We start from the raw sequence: 18,663 nt of genomic DNA, 5'->3' as shown, positions 1-18,663 counted from the left end.
TGTTAAGTTATAAACTTAGCACAGAATTACTGTTTTTTATAATTTTATATTAAAATCCTCCGGAAAAAATCTCGCCATCTCTTTTCTCAGTAAGGATTCACCTTCTTTTGCGGATTCTATGCTCAAAATTTTATTCAATAATTCTTTACAATAGCTGTGCTCAAGTTTGCGGATTATTTTTTTGATCTTCGGGATAGAATATGCGTTCATGCTCAGTTCATCAAGCTCCAATCCGAGCATAATCGGCGTATACAGGGGTTCACCGGCAATTTCTCCGCATAATGCAACCTCAATTTTATGAGCATGGGCATTTTCAACAGTCTGCTTTATTATTCTTAGTACAGCAGGATGAAGCGGTTCGTAAAGATATGATACATATTCATTTCCTCTGTCAATAGCGAGAGAATATTGAATGAGGTCGTTTGTTCCTATGCTGAAAAAGTCTGCCTCAGGTGCAAGCATATCGCTTATCATGCAAGCCGACGGCACTTCCATCATGATACCTATTTTTATATCTTTATTAAAATTGACTCCCTTAATGGTCAGTTCCTCCATGCATGCTCTTATGATCTCTTTTACCTTTCTTACCTCTTCAATACCTGAGATCATAGGAATTAATATTTTCAAAGGACCATAGGCGCTTGCCCGCAATATACCCATAAGTTGGGATTTAAAAATTTCTGTCTCTCTCATGCATAGTCTTATTGCCCTTAAACCCATTGCAGGATTTATTTCTTTCGGGATATCAACATTGGAGGTCAATTTGTCTCCACCTATATCCAGGGTTCTTATTGTTATGTATTCCAATGATTTATTTTCTGCGAGCTTTTTGTATATCTGAAAATGATCCATCTCGGTAGGCAGAGTTTTGTTTGACAGGTAGATATATTCGGTTCTATAGAGGCCTACTCCTCTGGCACCATATTTTTCAATGATATCCATCTCCGCCAGAAATTCAATATTTGCACCTATTTTAACTCTGAATCCATCCTTTGTTTCAGCCTTTAGTTTTGCAGTCCTCAAGAGCTCCCTTCTCTGGTTTTTGAGATGAAGGTGCTTTGCAATGTAACCTCTTTGCACATCTTTCGTAGGATTGATTATTACAATACCTTCCTCGCCGTCGATTATAACTGTGTCATTGTTTTTCACAAGACTCGTGATATTACCGGTACCAGCAACTGCCGGGATTTCAAGCGCCCGGGCAATAATCGAGGTGTGTGATGTGCGCCCGCCTACATCAATAGCAAACCCGAATATTTTATTGAGGTTCAGCTGAATGGTGTCTGCAGGAGACAGGTCATGGGCAACTATTATTGTTTTTCCTTTTATACCAACATTATCTATATCTGATACTTTACCTTTTACAAGTATTCTTACAAGCCTTTCGTATATATATTTAATATCCTGGCCGCGCTCTCTCAGATAGGCATCTTCAACTTTCTCGAAGCTTGTGAGGAACTTTGATACAACAATATCAAGAGCCCATTCTGCATTTATTTTTTTCTCTCTTATTGCATCAATTACAGCATTTGAAAAATAAACGTCCTGAAGAATCATCATATGCGCATCAATAATAAATGCGTGCTTCCTTATCTCATCATCCAGTATTGTTTCTTTAATACTTTTAAGCTCATCTATGGCATTTTCTGCGGCTTGCCGGAATCTATTGATCTCGTTTTCTATGGATTCTTTCCTGATGGAACGTCTGCTGATAGATATCTTACCCCTTTCAAGCAGGCGTATTTTCCCAAGGGTTATACCGGATGAAACCCCTATACCTTTCAGAATCTTGTTTGAAGAAACATCTTCACTCATGTCTCGTAAAACCCGTCTTCAATTAATTGTCCAAGTTCTTTAAAAGCCTTTTCCTCATCGGTTCCATCAACTTTTATTTTAACTTTACTCCCCAGAGGACATGCAAGCATCAAAAGACCCATTATACTTTTTCCGTTCACCTCTGTACCATCCCTTTCAATCCATATGCTTGAGTCAAATTCATCTGCTTTTTTCACAAATGTAGCTGCAGGCCTTGCATGAAGACCCAGCCTGTTTTTTATAACAAAAACACCCTCCACCACTTTATCTTATGCCTTCTTTCTTGTTTTTAATATATCTGTTGCAAGGTAAATGTTGCTTTGACCATATTGAGTAATAAAGCTGGCAAGTTCATCCAGCGGTCTTCCCTCACGGTAAGTAATAAGTTTAATTAACATAGGCAGGTTTACTCCGGCAACAACTTCAACCTTTCCTTCGTTCAGCAAAGACAGGCTTATATTGGAAGGTGTGCCGCCGAACATGTCCGTCATTATCAATACACCATCACCTTTTTCAACAGAGCTTACAGCATCCGTAAGTCTTTTCTTGATTTTATCTACATCTTCGTCAGGAAAAATATCAACCGATTCAAATTGTTTTTGCTTACCTACTATCAGCTCGGTGGCTGCTACCATCTGTTTTGCCAGGTTAAAATGGGCTATCACTATAATCCCGATCATTATGCCTCCTTGCCGTACCATTTCCATTCATTATTATTTATCAATATCCCTGTGAATCGTCGATACATCATAATGCATGCACAAAAGCTTCTCTAAGAGTTTGCTTGTAATAAAAACAGATCGATGCTTCCCCCCGGTGCATCCAAAGCATATGGTTAGATAACTTTTACCTTCTTTTTCAAATAGCGGTATAAGATATAACAAAAAATCCAAAAGCAAAAGAAAATATTTATTATAAACATCGTTGGACATAATATATTCAGATATCTCTTCCGAAAGACCTGTTTTATCTTTCAAACCCTCAACAAAAAAAGGGTTCGGTAAAAACCTTACATCCAGAACCATATCTGCTTCAAGTGGTATCCCGTAAGCATAACCAAAGGACATGAGGTTTATTTTCATTTTATATTCAGTATGGCTGTAATTTTTGAGCGCAAAACGTCTTAGTTCGTGAGGAGTAAGAGCTGAAGTGTCTATTACTTTGTCTGAAATATCTTTTATCCATCCTATAAGTTCTCTCTCTTCTTTTAATGCATCTTTTATGTTTGAATTGGCATTCAAAGGATGGAGTCTTCTTGTTTCCTTGAATCGTTTAAGCAAAACCTCGTCAGAGCTCTCAAGAAAAATAAGTTCTGCTTCAGGTTGCTTTTTGATACGTTTAAGAATCTTCTTGCCTAAGTCAAAAAATTCCTTTTCCCTTATATCTATGACAAGCGCACACTTTTGTACTTTATCGCCTAACATTTTTGAAAGTAATGAAAAATTTTTCAGCAAAACAAGTGGAAAATTGTCTACACAAAAATAGCCTGTATCTTCAAGTGCTCTTAAGAATGTTGTCTTTCCTGAACCTGAAATGCCGCTGAGAATTATGAATTTCAAGATATTTCTTCCACCTTCATGGATTTCAGCATTTTTTCCTCCAGTTCTAAGGCAGTATTGATCCCCTGCTTTTTAAGAATGTAATTTCTACAGGCAAGCTCAATAATTGTAGATACGTTCCTCCCCGGACTGATTGGAATCCTTACCAATGGTAAATCAATACTCAGAAGCCTGTATTTATCTTCCTGAAAACCAATTCTGTCATACTCTTCCTTCTGGTTCCAGTCAACCAGTTCAACTACAAAATCAATCTTTATTTTCTTTCTCACAGAAGAAACCCCGAAAAGACGACCTATATCTACGACACCTATACCTCTTATCTCTAAAAGATTTTCAATCATTTCAGGCGATTCTCCATAAAGATCTATGGCGCCCATTTTTTTTACATATACTACATCATCAACTATAAGTCTGTGTCCTCTCATAATAAGTTCAAGGGCGTTTTCGCTTTTTCCGATACCCGGTCTTCCTATAATCAGGATCCCAACTCCCATAATGTCTACTAAAACCCCGTGAACGGTTGTAGAAGGAGCAAGTTTTTCTTCAAGAAGCTTAGTGATCCTTTCAATAAACACTGAAGTCGTAAGCCTGGAGCGTAGTAAGGGTATACCCTTTTCTTCTGTTTCTGTAAGGAAATATTCCGGAACCTTGAGATTACGTGTTACTATGAAACAGACCACATCGTGCTTACAGAGTTCTTTAATTATTTTCAGACATTCCTGGTTTTCAATCGATCTCAGATATGAGATTTCAGTGCTGCCGAGGATTTGAACTCTATGGGGGTGCAGATATACAGTATGACCTGTAACTACAAGCCCGAGCTTCTGTATTCTCTGATTGTATATCTTTCTTGAAAGACCTTTGAACCCGGAAATAACCTCCAATTCCAATCCGTATGATTTGTTGTCGTTGAGTTCCTGAACCGTTACGCCCTTCATCGGTTTTTACTTATTAGTTTTTGGATTTCAGGTTTTTTAAAAAACGAAAGTGTCAATGTCAAATCTTTCTGTCCTCTTCGATAATACTGCTGTATATTTCATGTGAATCATTCAAATCCATAAGTTTCTTTTTAAATGAAGGATCGCGCAATAGTTTTGAAATGCGCGACAATGTTTTGAGATGCAGGTTTGCCGAATCCTCAGGTGCAAGCAGCAAGAAGAAGATCCGAACAGGTTTTCTGTCAACTGCATCAAAGTCTACACCGTTTTTTGATTTTCCAAAAACGCAAAGGATATTGTTTATGCCCTTCATCTTGCCGTGAGGTATTGCAACGCCATCGCCTATTCCTGTGCTGCCGAGCTTTTCGCGCTCAAGGACAATATCAACCACTTTTTCAACATCCTTGATAAGGTTTGCCTCCTTTAAAACACTGACAAGCTCAAAAAGGGCTTCTTTTTTCCCTTTGCTTTTTATATTTGACACAACACAGGATTCTCTGAGTATATCTTCTATTCTCATACAGGCTTTCCTGTCGTTTCAATCAGGCCAAAATTCCCGTCTTTTCTCTTGTAAACTACACAGATATTACCCATTTCGGTATTGCTGAATATGATGAAACTATCCCCGGATGCTTCAAGCTGCATAATGGCTTCTTCCGGGTCCATTGGTTTTGCATTAATAGCCTTTGTCATAATAATTTTCGATTCTGCTTCTATGTTTGCAGAAACAGCGCGTTTTGGCTTATTTTCTCTGTATTTTTTCAGCTTATCCCGATACCTTGTGAGTCTTCTTTCAAGTTTATCAAGTATTTTATCTACAGCAGCATGCATATCATCCATAACTTCATGGGCATTTATAACAACACCATTCAAAGTGAACATGACATCTATTCTATATCTGTATTTTCTTTCAAGCGAAAGTACTGCATGTACATCAAGAGGCACTTCAACAAATTTCTGTAATCTTGTAAGTTTTTCTTCAGCATATTGTTTTAGATTATCATCCGGATTAAGATGCCTGAAACTTATTGTTATATCCATGTTGCCTCCAATGATCAATTCGGCTTTAACCATCAGTCGTCAGTTTTTATTGCCAACCGCTGATTGTCTACAGCCGTTTATTTAAAAAATAAGGTTGGTGCATACCCAACCTTATTCAACAAAGTTACCAGATATGGCACACCTTGTCAATCCAATTTACTCCTCGACTTTTCTTTGCCGGGAAGAGTCTATATTGAGTATTTCTCTATACTTTGCGATTGTTCTTCTTGCAATTTTTATGTCCCGTTCTGTCTTCAAAAGTGAAACCAGCTCATCATCGGTTAAGGGGTTCCTCTTATCTTCTTTTCCAATATATTCTAAAATCAAATCCTTTATAATGTTTGTAGAAAGTTGATCTCCTTCCTCCTGGTATATACCTGTGGGAAAGAAGAATTTTAATTCAAAAACTCCAAACTGGGTACTCATATATTTGTTAGTTGTTATCCGGCTTACCGTAGATTCATGGACACCTACGTCCAATGCAATGTCTTTCAATATCATGGGTTTTAAAAATCGTACACCTCTCTCAAAGAACGCTTCCTGGAATTTTACGATGCTTTTCGAAACGTTGAAGAGGGTTTTTTGCCGCTGCTTTAAACTTTTTATAAACCATTCCGCCTGTTTTAGTTTTTTCTTGATATATCTTTTTGTTTCACCATCAACATTGCCGGCTGCATAAATGTCTATATAGTAACCATTAAGCTTAAGATCCGGTATATTATCATCGCTTAAATATACTTCAAAACCATCTTCTCCCTTTATTACATAAACATCAGGCACAATATAAGACGTAAAATCATCACTGAAGTTTCTTCCCGGCTTCGGGTCAAACTCTTTTATTTTGTTAAGAACATCCTGGATTTTGTCCGGGGCATATCCTGTTTTTTTTACAATTTCATTAACATTTACTTTCGGGTACAGATCAAAGTATACGTTCATTATATCTTCGAATACAAAATCCTTTACCCCCTTTGATTCATATTGGAGAAACACGGATTCCCTCAGGTTTCTTGCACCAATCCCGGCAGGGTCAAGCTTTTGAACTTTTTTAAGAACGCTTTCAAGCAACTCCGTAGTGTACCCGGATGCTTTTGATATCTCCGGGATAGGATCAACCAGATATCCATTATCATCAATATTTTCGATAATCCATTCAGACGCTATACGCTCATTCGAATCTGTGAATGAAAACCCTATCTGCCAACGCAGATAATCCCTGAGATTATATGTCTTTTTTACAATATTTTCATAGTCAGGATACTCCTTATCATCTCTGCCTACGAATTCCTCTGAAGAAGTGTATCTTTCAAAAAGTTCTTCTGTATTTTCCTCCTCCTTAATCTGTTCTTCTGCAGGCTCTTGCTCGGTTGCTTCTAAAATGGGATTTTCTTCGAGCTCCTGTTCAATTGCCTCAACCAATTCCAGTTGTGACATTTGCAAGAGTTTTATTGCCTGCTGAAGCTGCTGAGTCAATACGGGGAGAAGTCTCTGTGTTTGTTTAAGCTCCAACATCTATTTTGAATTCCTCGCCTAAATATACCTCTCTTACCATCTTATCACCTGCCACGCTTTCCGGGGTACCTTCAAGAAGCACCTTGCCGTTATTCACGACATAGGCCCTGTCGCAAATGGGTAGAGAGTCTCTTACATTATGGTCGGATAAAAGTATACCTATATCTTTATTTTTTAAACCGTTTATGATCTTTTTTAAATCGGAAACAGATATGGGATCTATGCCTGAAAAGGGCTCATCGAGCAACATAAACCTGGGGGAAATCATGAGAGCTCTTGCAATCTCCAGTCTTCTCCTTTCACCCCCTGAAAGCGAGTCAGCATTGTTTTTGGATAAATGATCAAGCTTGAATGCCTCGAGCAGTTCCGTTACCTTATGTTCCATTGATTCTTTGGCCATATCGTTAAATTCAAGAATAGATAAAAGATTATCCTCAACGCTCATTTTCTTGAAGACAGAAGGCTCCTGGGGCAGATAGGTAATGCCTCTTCTTGCTCTCATAAACATGGGCAGTGTAGTAATATCATCAGCATTAAGAAGTATTCTGCCGCTGTCCGGTTTCGTAAATCCGATAATCATGTAAAATGTGGTGGTTTTACCTGCACCATTCGGACCAAACAATCCGACTATCTCGCCTGTTTTTATATATATGGAAATATCGTCAACTACCTTCCGTGAATTATAAGACTTCGTGACGCTCTCAGTGAAAAGTTTGAATATTTCAGGCATTACTTCTCCATTCTCATCTTTGGTTTATTTATAGAAAATTTTCTGCTTGAAAGGCTATATACGATTGACTCTCCTTCCATATCCACATTGTCCCTCAATATTTTTGGTCTCTCAGTCAACACAACCTTATCTTCTTTAAGATAATATACTGCCTTCTCGCTTTTCGCAATAGTCCCTTTGGAAATCAATCGCACCTTTCCTCTTGCATCTATTCTTTCCATTTCGTTGTCTTTACTGAAAAGATACAGTCTATCGCACAGCAGGTTTATGTCCTGGCCCTTCATGATGACTTTGCCATCAAGGATATAGACATTTTCTTTCATATTGTATGTAAATCTGTCAGACTCAAATCTGTATCTACCCTTATCGGTTTCTATGTATCCCGTAACATCTCTTTCGATTCTTACGATTCCCTGTTCTGTGCTGGCTGTTAAACCGACACCTCTGAGGGTTAGCTTCGTGCCCTGGATATCCACAGGTGCACTCGTGTTTGTAAGTCCTTTTTTGAAATCAAAATCCATATACCTGCTTGTAAGCCTGTAACCGCTTTTATAAATAAAGTCTACATTCTCAACAGTACCTTTTTCTTCTTCCGTGTTCATCGTACCTTTTGTACCTTTGAAAGAAACAACAACACCGTCCTTCGGCATATACTTACCTGCAAGATCTTCCATCTCTATAACCGGTTTGTCTATATGTTTACGCGCAGTTTTTGCGATTATCTCCCAGTCTATTGTCCCCTTTTTCTCTGCAGAATACTTCACATCCTTGAAGACAATAACCTTTTTCTCTTCATCCAATATAGGGATAGATATTCTTACAGGTTTTTTAACAAAAAAATAGAGTGCTAAGAGGAGGCTTGCAATTATAAACCCTGAAGCTATATAAACAATAACCTTTCTGTCTTTCATCTATCACCATAACTACCTAAAAATTGTCTTCCTGTCTACTCATTTTTAAGTTAACATTTACACTATTTTAGCCTTCAAAAGGTCGTGAATATGTATTATCCCGACGGGATTTGTTTCACCCTCTCTATCCAGAACAAAAAGTGACGTTATAGAAAATTCTTCCATCTTTTTTAACGCATACACTGCAAGCGAATCTTTCAACATAGTTTTCGGATTACTTGTCATTATATCAAAGGCCTTTTTTTCCAGGATGTTTTCCTGTTTTTCAATTGCTCTTCTCAGGTCACCATCCGTTATTATGCCCATAAGCTCTTCTTTGTGGCTGTAAACCCCAACTACTCCGAGCCTTTTTGAGGTAATCTCAAGAATTGCATGTTTCATAAGAGTGTCCTGATATACTTTAGGCACAGCATCTCCGGTATGCATCAGGTCTTCCACCTTAAGCAAAAGCTTTCTTCCCAACGTGCCTCCGGGATGCAGTGAAGCAAAGTCTTCAATTCTAAAACCCCGCATCTCCATCAGGGCTACGGCAATTGCATCGCCCATTGCGAGTGTTGCAGTAGTACTTGATGTAGGCACTATATTGAAAGGACATGCTTCATCAACATTAATACTGAGAACTACATCGCCGTATTGTGCTATTGATGAATCTGTATTACCAGTAATAACAAGGGTAGCAATATCCATTCTTTTTATCCAGGGCAGTATACCTATAACTTCGTCTGTTTCTCCGCTGTTGCTGACAACAATCAGCACATCGCCTTTTTGCAGCATGCCAAGGTCTCCATGTAACGAGTCTGCAGGGTGGAGGAATAAAGCAGGTGTGCCCACACTTGACAATGTTGAAGCAATTTTTTTACAAACAAGGCCTGATTTACCGATACCGGTAAGCACTACTCTCCCTGAACATTTAAATATGATATTGACTGCTCTTTCAAAGGTATTATCAAGTCCTTCCATTACCTGAAGAATTGCTTCGGCCTCTTTTCTTAATACATCCTTGCCTATTTCTATTATTGAAGTTCCAGGTGCTGTATTTTGTGGTTCAGATTTCAAAATCCTGTTTTTCGGAGACCCCTTACTACTGACCCCTGACCCCTTTTTCATAGAACTTCCTCTATGTTTTTCAACGTTTTCAGTATAACGGGCAGATCATCGAGGGCAACAGAGTTTTCACCATCACATAGCGCCTTTGACGGATCAACATGTGTTTCCATAAATATGCCGTCAACCCCGACAGCAATTGCTGCTCTTGCCAGCGGGAAAATAAATTCTCTTTCTCCGCCTGAACGACCCGATGCCGCCCCGGGTTTCTGAACACTGTGGGTTGCATCAAATATGACAGGATATCCAAATTCTTTCATAATCGGTATAGATCTGAAGTCATTTACCAGCGTGTTATATCCGAAGCTTGTCCCTCTCTCAGTAATCAATATCTGCCTGTTTCCGGTAGATACGACTTTGTCTATAGCATACTGTATATCATATGGAGACAGGAATTGACCTTTCTTGATATTCACGGGTTTACCCGTCTTTCCACATGCAACAAGCAGGTCTGTCTGTCTCGAAAGGAGCGCAGGGACCTGGAGGACATCAACCACACGGGCTGCCATGAACGCTTCTTCAACGCTATGTACATCTGTTAATATTGGTACGCCGAAAGTTTCCCTGACTTCAGAAAGTATCTCCAGCCCTTTTTCTATGCCAAAACCGCGGAAGCTTCCCACCGATGTTCTATTTGCCTTGTCGTATGAGGATTTGAAAATAAAAGGAATATGTAAATCTCCGGTTATTTTCAAAAGTCTTTCTGCAATTGTCAGGGTTATGTCTCTCCCCTCAATAACGCAGGGCCCCCCGATAAATACAAAAGGCCTTTGTCCCATCCTTATATGTCCGATATTTACTTGTCTTTGCATTTTAGTCTTTCTTGCCCATAATTTAATGATGCTTTGATAAAATCTCTGAAAAGGGGATGTGGATTAAAAGGTTTAGATTTGAATTCAGGATGGAACTGGCACCCTAAAAACCATGGGTGATTTTTAAATTCAACTATCTCAACAAGTGTTTCATCAGGAGATATACCTGTAACGGACAGCCCGCATTCCTCAATCTGTCTTAAAAAAGACATGTTGAACTCGTACCTGTGCCTGTGTCTTTCATGGATTAAATCATGTTTATATGCCATTTGAGCAAGGCTTCCCTGTTTTAATTTACAGGGATAAGCGCCGAGTCTCATGGTGCCGCCTTTATCGGAATGTTTGTCTCTCTTTTGAATATTATTTTCTCTATCTGTCCATTCCTCAATAAGATATATGGAAGGGCAACTTGTATTTTCATTAAATTCCGTACTATGGGCATCTGCAAATCCGGCAAGATGTCTGCATGCTTCGACAACTGCAAGCTGCATACCAAGGCATATACCGAAAAAAGGGATTTTATATTCACGTGCATGCTGTATGACGGCAATCTTGCCTTCAACCCCTCTATCCCCAAAGCCTCCGGGCACCAGTATGCCGTCAACATCTCCCGGAACAGGTGCCCCGCCCCTCTCAATTTCTTCTGAGTCCACATACCTGATATTGACCTTGCAGCTGTTTGCTATCCCTCCGTGCGCAAGGGCCTCGTTCAAACTCTTATATGAGTCTTTCAGCTTGACGTATTTACCGACTACTGCAATTTCTACCTGATATTCCGGATGCTTTATCGTATTAACAATTCGTTCCCATTGGGAAAGGTCCGGTTTTTTTGACCAGATATTCAGCAGGCTGGTTATCTTTTCGTCGAGTCCTTCCTTGTGATAAATCAGAGGAACTTCATATATTGCGCCTACATCTTTTGCCATTATAACTGCATCTTTTTCAACATTACAAAAAAGCGCTATCTTATCTTTCATCTCCTGCGGGAGATCGCCTTCGGTCCTGCACAACAAAATATCAGGCTGGATACCGATCCCTCGCAATTCCTTTACACTGTGCTGTGTCGGTTTTGTCTTCATCTCATCAGCAGTTTTAATTAAAGGAACCAGCGTAAGATGTATAAACAGTGAATTTTCCTTGCCCAGGTCATTGCGAAGTTGACGTATTGCTTCGAGAAAGGGCAGGCTTTCGATATCGCCAACCGTACCCCCGATCTCCACTATTACTACGTCTATGCCGTCATCCACATCGAGGATTCTTCGCTTTATTTCATTGGTAATGTGCGGTATGACCTGAACGGTTCCACCAAGATATTCGCCTCTTCTTTCTCTTGAAATGACGGTATCATAGACCTGTCCGGTAGTAAAGTTGCATTTTCTTGAACCTGTAGCATTTGTAAACCGCTCATAGTGGCCCAGATCCAGATCTGTTTCCGCCCCATCATCAGTAACAAAAACTTCTCCATGTTGAAAAGGACTCATTGTACCAGGATCAACATTGATATAAGGGTCCAATTTCATGAGCATCACAGCAAGTCCTCTCGATTCAAGGAGTGCGCCTATGGATGCAGAGGCAAGCCCTTTGCCAAGAGAAGATACTACCCCACCTGTTACAAAAATGAATTTTTGTCTCATGCCTGTTTTCCTTTTATTAATTGCTCAATCAGCGCTTCGCCATCCAGTATCAAATCACCCGAACGTTCATCATATCCTGTCGGGCAGCCGTTTCCTTTCCTGCCTTTTTCAAATATTACATAAGGGACCGGGCATGCATGATGTGTCTTCATTGTTATGGGCGTTGCATGATCTGTAACAATGAGCATTCTTACCTGCTCCCCGATTTTTTCATATATACTGCCCACCACTTCGCTATCAATATGTTCGATGGCTTTAATTTTTTCATTTACATTTCCGTTGTGAGACGCCTCATCAGGAGCCTCTATATGAATGTATACGATGTCGTGGTCCTTGAGGAGTTCTAGGGCTCTTGCTGCTTTTGCACTGTAGTCTGTATCCAGGTAACCGGTTGCCCCCTCCACATGGGGCGTATCAAAACCAATGAGACTGCTTATTCCTTTTATCAGGTCTACCGCTGCAACAGTTGCCCCTCGTACACCATATTTTTCAAAAAATAATGGAAATTGCGACCTCTTTCCCTGTCCCCAAAGCCATATGCTATTGGCAGGAACCTTGCCGGTTTCTTCCCTTGTCTTATTTATCCGATGTTCCCGGAATATTTCCTGAGAGTTCTTCATTAAAGCAATAATTTTATCTGCGCCTTTTCCTTTCGGGAGATAGGATAAAATATCTTTCCCTGTAATATCATGGGGCGGTGTTGTTTCCATTTCGAAGAGGCCCTTATTCCATAACATGATATGCCTGTAGCTGATACCCGGGAAAAAAGTGAATTCGCCGCTGCCTGTCTCCCTTTGTAGAGCATCTATAAGAACTCTTGCCTCATCTGTTGTGATATGGCCGCTGCTGTAATCAGTCATAATAGTACTGCCGGAGAGATTTGTAAGATAAACAAGGTTGCATCTGAATGCCACATCTGCCTCTCCCATTTTTATGCCCATGCCGGAGGCCTCTATGGGTGCCCTTCCTGTATAGTATTTTGCAGGACTGTAACCAAATATCGACATGCAAGCCACATCGCTCCCCGGGGAAAATCCTTCCGGTATAGTCAATACCTTGCCGCAGGCGCCTTCCCTTGCCATCATATCCATATATGGTTTATGTGCAGTCATAAGCGGCGTTTTACCGCCAAGTTCATCAAGCGGAAAATCAGCCATACCATCGCCGATGATAACTATATATTTCATCTTACCTGTCTTTGTCTTGCCTTTAAGATCATTATAGGCCCTATAAGACTACTTATAAGACCTATAGTTTTTTGCTCTTACGCCGGTCCTTGCTCGATCCTGATGTGTACACTTTCTCCCTTTATAAAAGGCAGTTTATCTATCTTCACCTTTGCTGCTTTCAGGTTTTTTTCTATTGCTTCGTGGGTAAGCATCACGATAGGAACATAGCCTCTCTCCTCTCTACCCTTCTGGATAACAGCAGAGATGCTTATATTGTATTCCGATAATATTCCGGAAATTTTTGAAAGCACACCCGGACTGTCCTGGGCAGTAACTCTCATGTAATAAGGTACGGATATATCTTCGCCTTTCCTTATTTTCAGCTTTTTGTTGATCTGTTTTGGAACCAGTGTCTTTGATTTTTTTTCCTTAATCCTCGAAGCCATGTCCACAATATCACTTACTACAGAACTTCCTGTAGGATCACTGCCGGCTCCCTTTCCATAATAAAGATTGGGACCGATCCTGTCGCCTACAATATACACGGCATTGTAAACTCCGTTTACATTGCTCATCAAATGACCAATTGGGATCATGGCAGGCTCAACGCGCGCATCTATGAGATCATTTTCCTCTTTTGCCAGTGCAAGGAGTTTGATCTTGTATCCGAATTCTTTTGCAAATCCTATGTCTATCGGCTCAATCTTCGATATTCCGCCCGTTACCATATCACTCATTTTTATCGGACAGTTAAAAGCCAGACGTACCAGTATGGATAATTTATGGGCTGCATCGATCCCTTCTATATCAAGGGTTGGGTCCTGTTCAGCAAAACCCAGTTTTTGGGCATCCTTCAGCGCATTGCCAAAACTTACTCCTTTTTCGGTCATTTCAGTAAGAATGTAGTTGCTTGTACCGTTTAAGATACCAAGAATGTAATAAATCCTGTTTCCGACGAGGCCGTCACGTATTGCTCTTATTACCGGGATACCACCGCAGACGCTTGCTTCAAAGCCTATCTCACAGCCCGCTTTTTCAGCAAGACCGAATATTTCATCCCCTTTTTCGGCAAGGAGGGCTTTATTGGCAGTTACAACCCATTTTTTATGTTCTATGGCAGAGGCAACGTATTCGTAAGCCGGGGTTATTCCTCCCATAAGCTCAACAACAATATCTACATTTTTATCGTTTATGACCTCATAAGCATCTTTTGTAAGGATATTTCTGTCTATCCTGATGCCTCTATCTCTTTTAAGATCAACATCTGCGATCCTGACAACCTTTATATCCAATCCTGTCCGTTCTTTTAATAGAGAATTATGTTCTGTGAGGATTTTGTATGTCCCGACGCCGACAGTTCCGAGACCTATGATGCCGATGCCTATCATTTCCTGCTTGAGGTATACAACAGATTTTTGATGCCTTGTACTGCCTGTCTGGTTCTGTGTTCGTTTTCCACAAGGGCAAACCGGACATAACCCTCTCCGTATTCTCCGAATCCGATGCCCGGGGAGACTGCTACTTTGGCTTCCTTCAGCAGAAGTTTTGAAAATTCCAGAGAACCCATTGCTGCAAACTCATCGGGTATTTTTGCCCAGACAAACATCGTTGCTTTCGGTCTTTCTACTTTCCATCCGTAACGGGTCAGTCCATCACAGAGTACATTTCTTCTTCTCCGGTATTTTTCAACAATTTCCTGCACATCTTCATCGCCTTCGTTCAAGGCTATTATAGAGGCAATCTGGATCGGCTGGAATACACCATAATCAAAATAACTCTTAATCCTACCGAGAGCAGAGATCATTCTTTTATTTCCCACAGCAAACCCAACTCTCCATCCAGGCATATTATAACTTTTTGAGAGAGAGAAAAATTCAACACCAACATCCTTTGCGCCTTCAACCTGTAAAAAACTCGGCGCCTGGTATCCGTCGAATACTATATCTGCATAAGCCAGATCATGGAGTATCATAAGGTCATACTCATTTGCAAAGGCAACGATCTTCTCAAAAAAGTCGATTTCAACAATCTCGGTAGTAGGGTTGTTTGGAAAGCTTATTATCAGCATCTTCGGTTTAGGCCATGTCGTCTTAATTGCCATGCTCAGCCTGTCAAAAAACTCTTCCTTCGGGAGGATAGGAATAATTCTCAAATCACCGCCCGCAATAACTACAGAGTATGTATGAATAGGATAGCTCGGATCCGGTACAAACACTACTTCTCCTTGACTGATCGTGGCAAGCACAAGATGCCCTATGCCTTCCTTGGCACCCATACTGACAACAATCTCGGATTCCGGATCAACATCAACACCATATTTTCTCTTATACCAATCGGCAATAGCCAGCCGCAATTTATAAATCCCTTTTGTTACGGAATATCTGTGGTTCTTCACGTTTCTTGCGGCCTCAATGAGTTTTGAGACAATATGCTTAGGTGTAGCCATATCCGGATTGCCCATACCAAGGTCAATAATATCCTCATTGTTTCTTCTGGCTTCTATCATAAGGTCTCTTACAATGCCAAGCCCGTAAGGCGGTAATCTTGATATTCTATAAAAATCGTCCATTTAGATGAAAATTACCATACAATAATAGCAACAATCAATATTAAAAAGGGCTGATCAGTTTTTTGTGTAATGCACAGAGGGCTGCGCTGTTTCCCGGAAACAATGGTTGCCTGTAGAAATACATCTGTTAAGTCATTACCGGGGTGATTCTTTTAATACCAATTCGCCTTCAATCATATAACTTTGTTGCCTCCTCCTCACGCTCCGCTATTTCTGGGGCTCACGTCGCCCCCTCCACGAACGAAGTACGTGGAGCCTCCCCTTCTCGCTCACTGTGTGAGCTAATGCCTGCGTCGGCTCGTCGTCGTCGCCCGGGTACCCTCTGGGTGCTATCAATGAATCCGAATTGGCATAACACCTGCAAAGAGGATATATGGCCTTTCGGCCTTGATCGTGTATTACATAATGAAATCAACGTACAACACAACATTCGTTCACTTTTTTTTATAGTACTCAGGATATAATTTTTCAGCACATTCCGGGCATATACTGTGACTGAATTCAGCTTCCGAATGGTCTCTTATATATAGCTCTATCTGTTCCCAATAACCTTCGTCATTGCGTATCTTTTTGCAGGAAGCACAAATTGGAAGCAACCCGCTCAACGTTTTTACTTTATTAAGGGCTTCCTGGAGTTCAACAATAAGCTTCTCCCGTTCTTCCTCTGCTTGCTTACGTTCCGTGGATCTTCCCAGAAGATCTCCAACAGTATTAAGAAGTTGGCGCTCTTCAGCCAAAAAAGGGCCTTCATATTCTTCCTGTCGTTCTTTAAGGTAACAGACTTCAATAGTTCCTGCCTGTTCGCCATGAACCATAATGGTACGGTTTTGCGACCATGTAGTTTTCCTGAAGTTTGCCGTGCTGTATTCATTGTTACCCCAGGTAATGCAACATGCGGTAATCTCCGGGAATTGATATGCCTTTGAAAGAATAGAGGCAAGCTCTTGTAATATTTTTTCCTGAGAAATATCGTTTCTACGAACAAGCTCAGAAATTGAGTGGAGGCAACTGAGTTCTTTTACACGCTCGCCCAAATCGTGTGAATATTTTTCCATCGCTTCTTCCGCCTGCTTACGTTCGGCAACTTCCTGTGTGAGTAATTTATTTTTTGCATCAAGTTCCGCGGTACGTTCTTTGACCAATTCTTCTAAATGTTCCTGATAGTGTTGAAGTTCCATCTCAGCTTTTTTTCGGTCTGTGATGTCATGAATAATGGAGAATAGCAATAATTGTCCTTGCACATCTATAGGTGTTGAATGTACTTCTACGGTTCTAACTTCTCCGGTGGCGAGACGATGAGGAAATACAAAATAATTATATTCTTCTCTCTCAGCACGTTTGCGTTGTTCAGCAATCTCTGAAGGGTTCAACTGATTGATGTCAGCAATATTCATAGATGAAAGCTGATCTCGTGTGTATCCATAAAATTGAGATGCTGCATGGTTGGCATCAATAATTTTGCCTGAATCAGGTTCAATTAATAGCATAACAGCGTGATGACGTTCAAAAAGTGTTTTGAAACGCTGCTTGCTTTCTTCTAATGCTTCCTCCCCGGACCCCTTGATATCAGTCTCTGATCTTTCTAATTCAGAAACTCGTTGACGCAGCTTTGAAAGTTCGTCGAGGAGTTGTTCCTTGCTCATATTTTTGTCTTCTATCACCAATGCCTCAAAAGAATAACTACCAATATAAGTATACTACACTGTTATAATTTTTACTTCTGTGAATTGCAGGGATAATATATTGAAACAAAATGAATGGAAATGAAACATAAAGCTGGAAAAGTCCAAATTACTATTTGAAATGGTGCTTTGTGAGGCGTGACTTATAAATCACGATTTCATGAAGACAGCGAGTGTGTCAGCCCAAAACTGTTCAGCAGTTGACAACCATTAAAACTGAGGACTGCGGATCGAAAGTGAGAAGAGCATTGCCATTTGGCGGAGGCAATAGAGAAAGCCCCCTTGTTATAGGAGGCTTTCAAATGCATCAGGTCTTATAGCTTGCGAACATTCTCAGCAGCAGGGCCCTTAGGGCCTTTGACGATATCGAAACTGACACGGTCGCCCTCAGCCAGAGATTTAAAACCTTCTCCCTGGATGGCGGAATGATGCACGAATACATCGTTTCCACCCTCCTGCTCGATAAAACCAAATCCCTTTGAATCATTAAACCATTTGACTTTTCCTTCTGGCATCCTCATTCTCCTTTAGTATTGGGTTTCTTCGTGAAATCATTTCACAAAAATAAGTATGAATACTTCTTCCCGAAAATGCAAGCTTATTCACTATTTAATACCTTCCTCACACTTGTGGGGGTCTTTTCTTTCCGTATGGGGTTATAAACGTCTGTTGCTGCACAAAATTACAGAAAACCTGTAGTTCATAGAGATATTTTTCAACATCTTCCCGTATATAGGTTCCAATGCCCTTTTCAAAATCTGTTTTTATAGATATAAGGCCTTTAACCTGTTTCTTAACAGATTTGGGCTTTGTATTAACAGGGGCAGGTTTGACTTTTTTGTATGCGGTGAGTCTGCTCTCTAAAGATGTATAGGTCACCGGTGTTTTTAAAATGTCGGTAAATATCGTCATAAGGTCGGGGCAATCAAGGTTGGCGGCAAAGAGATAACCCTGGGAAACGGGGAGATTTCCTGCCGAAATTGTTGCCTGAATTTCAGGAGAAAGTTTTAAAAGTGAAATAGTGCGATGTAGCGTCCGTATTGACTTTCCGGAGATATTGACCGTTTCTGACAATGTGTCAGAAACTCCATCCTGGAGGTAGTCAGGAGAGCGCTCGTAGTTCACCAAATCGGCCATAAAGTTATCCACGTTATATCCTTTGTCAGGATGTTTCGCCTGAATATATG

19 protein-coding genes are annotated in these 18,663 nt (G+C 40.4%); all 19 read right to left on the bottom strand.

The window, feature by feature from the left end; all coding sequences use genetic code 11:
* Positions 1–36: 36 nt before the first annotated feature.
* On the bottom strand, positions 37–1,815 hold the full coding sequence (gene ptsP / locus NT010_02200) for a phosphoenolpyruvate--protein phosphotransferase (GenBank protein ID MCX5804869.1): 1,779 nt from the start codon (positions 1,813–1,815) through the stop codon (positions 37–39).
* Positions 1,812–2,078, bottom strand: a complete 267-nt coding sequence (locus NT010_02195) for an HPr family phosphocarrier protein (GenBank protein MCX5804868.1) — start codon at positions 2,076–2,078, stop codon at positions 1,812–1,814. The genes ptsP and NT010_02195 overlap by 4 nt, the downstream gene beginning before the upstream one ends.
* Before the next feature lie 6 nt (positions 2,079–2,084).
* The gene (locus NT010_02190) at positions 2,085–2,495 is read right to left on the bottom strand and encodes a PTS sugar transporter subunit IIA (GenBank protein ID MCX5804867.1); all 411 of its coding nucleotides are present in this window, start codon (positions 2,493–2,495) and stop codon (positions 2,085–2,087) included.
* Positions 2,496–2,528: 33 nt separating this feature from the next.
* The gene (gene rapZ, locus NT010_02185) at positions 2,529–3,374 is read right to left on the bottom strand and encodes an RNase adapter RapZ (GenBank protein MCX5804866.1); all 846 of its coding nucleotides are present in this window, start codon (positions 3,372–3,374) and stop codon (positions 2,529–2,531) included.
* On the bottom strand, positions 3,371–4,312 hold the full coding sequence (gene hprK, locus NT010_02180; GenBank protein MCX5804865.1) for an HPr(Ser) kinase/phosphatase: 942 nt from the start codon (positions 4,310–4,312) through the stop codon (positions 3,371–3,373). Before hprK ends, rapZ begins: the two co-directional genes overlap by 4 nt.
* Positions 4,313–4,370: 58 nt before the next feature.
* A complete protein-coding gene (locus tag NT010_02175) occupies positions 4,371–4,832 on the bottom strand; it encodes a PTS sugar transporter subunit IIA (protein MCX5804864.1) in 462 nt (153 codons plus the stop codon).
* Positions 4,829–5,353: a ribosome-associated translation inhibitor RaiA gene (gene raiA / locus NT010_02170; GenBank protein ID MCX5804863.1), complete on the bottom strand. Its 525-nt coding sequence runs from the start codon at positions 5,351–5,353 to the stop codon at positions 4,829–4,831. The genes NT010_02175 and raiA overlap by 4 nt, the downstream gene beginning before the upstream one ends.
* Positions 5,354–5,509: 156 nt before the next feature.
* Positions 5,510–6,865, bottom strand: coding sequence for an RNA polymerase factor sigma-54 (rpoN, locus tag NT010_02165; GenBank protein ID MCX5804862.1), 1,356 nt, complete (start codon positions 6,863–6,865; stop codon positions 5,510–5,512).
* Positions 6,852–7,595: an LPS export ABC transporter ATP-binding protein gene (gene lptB, locus NT010_02160; protein MCX5804861.1), complete on the bottom strand. Its 744-nt coding sequence runs from the start codon at positions 7,593–7,595 to the stop codon at positions 6,852–6,854. The genes rpoN and lptB overlap by 14 nt, the downstream gene beginning before the upstream one ends.
* A complete protein-coding gene (gene lptC / locus NT010_02155) occupies positions 7,595–8,506 on the bottom strand; it encodes an LPS export ABC transporter periplasmic protein LptC (protein ID MCX5804860.1) in 912 nt (303 codons plus the stop codon). The genes lptB and lptC overlap by 1 nt, the downstream gene beginning before the upstream one ends.
* Before the next feature lie 57 nt (positions 8,507–8,563).
* Positions 8,564–9,466, bottom strand: a complete 903-nt coding sequence (locus NT010_02150; protein MCX5804859.1) for a KpsF/GutQ family sugar-phosphate isomerase — start codon at positions 9,464–9,466, stop codon at positions 8,564–8,566.
* 143 nt (positions 9,467–9,609) lie between these two features.
* Positions 9,610–10,422: a 3-deoxy-8-phosphooctulonate synthase gene (gene kdsA, locus NT010_02145; GenBank protein MCX5804858.1), complete on the bottom strand. Its 813-nt coding sequence runs from the start codon at positions 10,420–10,422 to the stop codon at positions 9,610–9,612.
* Positions 10,407–12,056: a CTP synthase gene (locus NT010_02140; protein ID MCX5804857.1), complete on the bottom strand. Its 1,650-nt coding sequence runs from the start codon at positions 12,054–12,056 to the stop codon at positions 10,407–10,409. The genes kdsA and NT010_02140 overlap by 16 nt, the downstream gene beginning before the upstream one ends.
* Positions 12,053–13,243: a cofactor-independent phosphoglycerate mutase gene (locus tag NT010_02135; protein ID MCX5804856.1), complete on the bottom strand. Its 1,191-nt coding sequence runs from the start codon at positions 13,241–13,243 to the stop codon at positions 12,053–12,055. The genes NT010_02140 and NT010_02135 overlap by 4 nt, the downstream gene beginning before the upstream one ends.
* Before the next feature lie 77 nt (positions 13,244–13,320).
* Positions 13,321–14,613 (bottom strand): homoserine dehydrogenase, encoded by a 1,293-nt coding sequence (locus NT010_02130; protein MCX5804855.1) that lies wholly within the window; start codon positions 14,611–14,613, stop codon positions 13,321–13,323.
* Positions 14,610–15,794: an aminotransferase class I/II-fold pyridoxal phosphate-dependent enzyme gene (locus NT010_02125; protein ID MCX5804854.1), complete on the bottom strand. Its 1,185-nt coding sequence runs from the start codon at positions 15,792–15,794 to the stop codon at positions 14,610–14,612. The genes NT010_02130 and NT010_02125 overlap by 4 nt, the downstream gene beginning before the upstream one ends.
* A gap of 434 nt (positions 15,795–16,228) precedes the next feature.
* Positions 16,229–17,455, bottom strand: coding sequence for a PAS domain S-box protein (locus tag NT010_02120; GenBank protein MCX5804853.1), 1,227 nt, complete (start codon positions 17,453–17,455; stop codon positions 16,229–16,231).
* Between the two features lie 335 nt (positions 17,456–17,790).
* Entirely contained in the window at positions 17,791–17,991 is a 201-nt protein-coding gene (locus NT010_02115) for a cold-shock protein (protein MCX5804852.1), read from the bottom strand.
* A 106-nt stretch (positions 17,992–18,097) separates the two neighbouring features.
* The coding region (locus tag NT010_02110; protein ID MCX5804851.1) for a hypothetical protein at positions 18,098–18,663 on the bottom strand (566 nt) is incomplete at its 5' end.

Source organism: Pseudomonadota bacterium (assembly GCA_026388275.1).
Taxonomy (GTDB): domain Bacteria; phylum Desulfobacterota; class Syntrophorhabdia; order Syntrophorhabdales; family Syntrophorhabdaceae; genus JAPLKB01.
Note: the sequence above shows the minus strand (reverse complement) of the source record. Positions and strands in the feature narration are given on the sequence as shown.

Coding starts and splice junctions, on each gene's coding strand:
- raiA (MCX5804863.1), bottom strand. CDS start 5,353: ATGGATATAACAATAAGTTTCAGGCATCTTAATCCGGATGATAATCTA.
- NT010_02190 (MCX5804867.1), bottom strand. CDS start 2,495: ATGATCGGGATTATAGTGATAGCCCATTTTAACCTGGCAAAACAGATG.
- NT010_02125 (MCX5804854.1), bottom strand. CDS start 15,794: ATGGACGATTTTTATAGAATATCAAGATTACCGCCTTACGGGCTTGGC.
- hprK (MCX5804865.1), bottom strand. CDS start 4,312: ATGAAGGGCGTAACGGTTCAGGAACTCAACGACAACAAATCATACGGA.
- kdsA (MCX5804858.1), bottom strand. CDS start 10,422: ATGCAAAGACAAGTAAATATCGGACATATAAGGATGGGACAAAGGCCT.
- NT010_02115 (MCX5804852.1), bottom strand. CDS start 17,991: ATGCCAGAAGGAAAAGTCAAATGGTTTAATGATTCAAAGGGATTTGGT.
- ptsP (MCX5804869.1), bottom strand. CDS start 1,815: ATGAGTGAAGATGTTTCTTCAAACAAGATTCTGAAAGGTATAGGGGTT.
- lptB (MCX5804861.1), bottom strand. CDS start 7,595: ATGCCTGAAATATTCAAACTTTTCACTGAGAGCGTCACGAAGTCTTAT.
- NT010_02135 (MCX5804856.1), bottom strand. CDS start 13,243: ATGAAATATATAGTTATCATCGGCGATGGTATGGCTGATTTTCCGCTT.
- NT010_02150 (MCX5804859.1), bottom strand. CDS start 9,466: ATGGAAGGACTTGATAATACCTTTGAAAGAGCAGTCAATATCATATTT.
- lptC (MCX5804860.1), bottom strand. CDS start 8,506: ATGAAAGACAGAAAGGTTATTGTTTATATAGCTTCAGGGTTTATAATT.
- NT010_02175 (MCX5804864.1), bottom strand. CDS start 4,832: ATGAGAATAGAAGATATACTCAGAGAATCCTGTGTTGTGTCAAATATA.
- NT010_02140 (MCX5804857.1), bottom strand. CDS start 12,056: ATGAGACAAAAATTCATTTTTGTAACAGGTGGGGTAGTATCTTCTCTT.
- rpoN (MCX5804862.1), bottom strand. CDS start 6,865: ATGTTGGAGCTTAAACAAACACAGAGACTTCTCCCCGTATTGACTCAG.
- NT010_02130 (MCX5804855.1), bottom strand. CDS start 14,613: ATGATAGGCATCGGCATCATAGGTCTCGGAACTGTCGGCGTCGGGACA.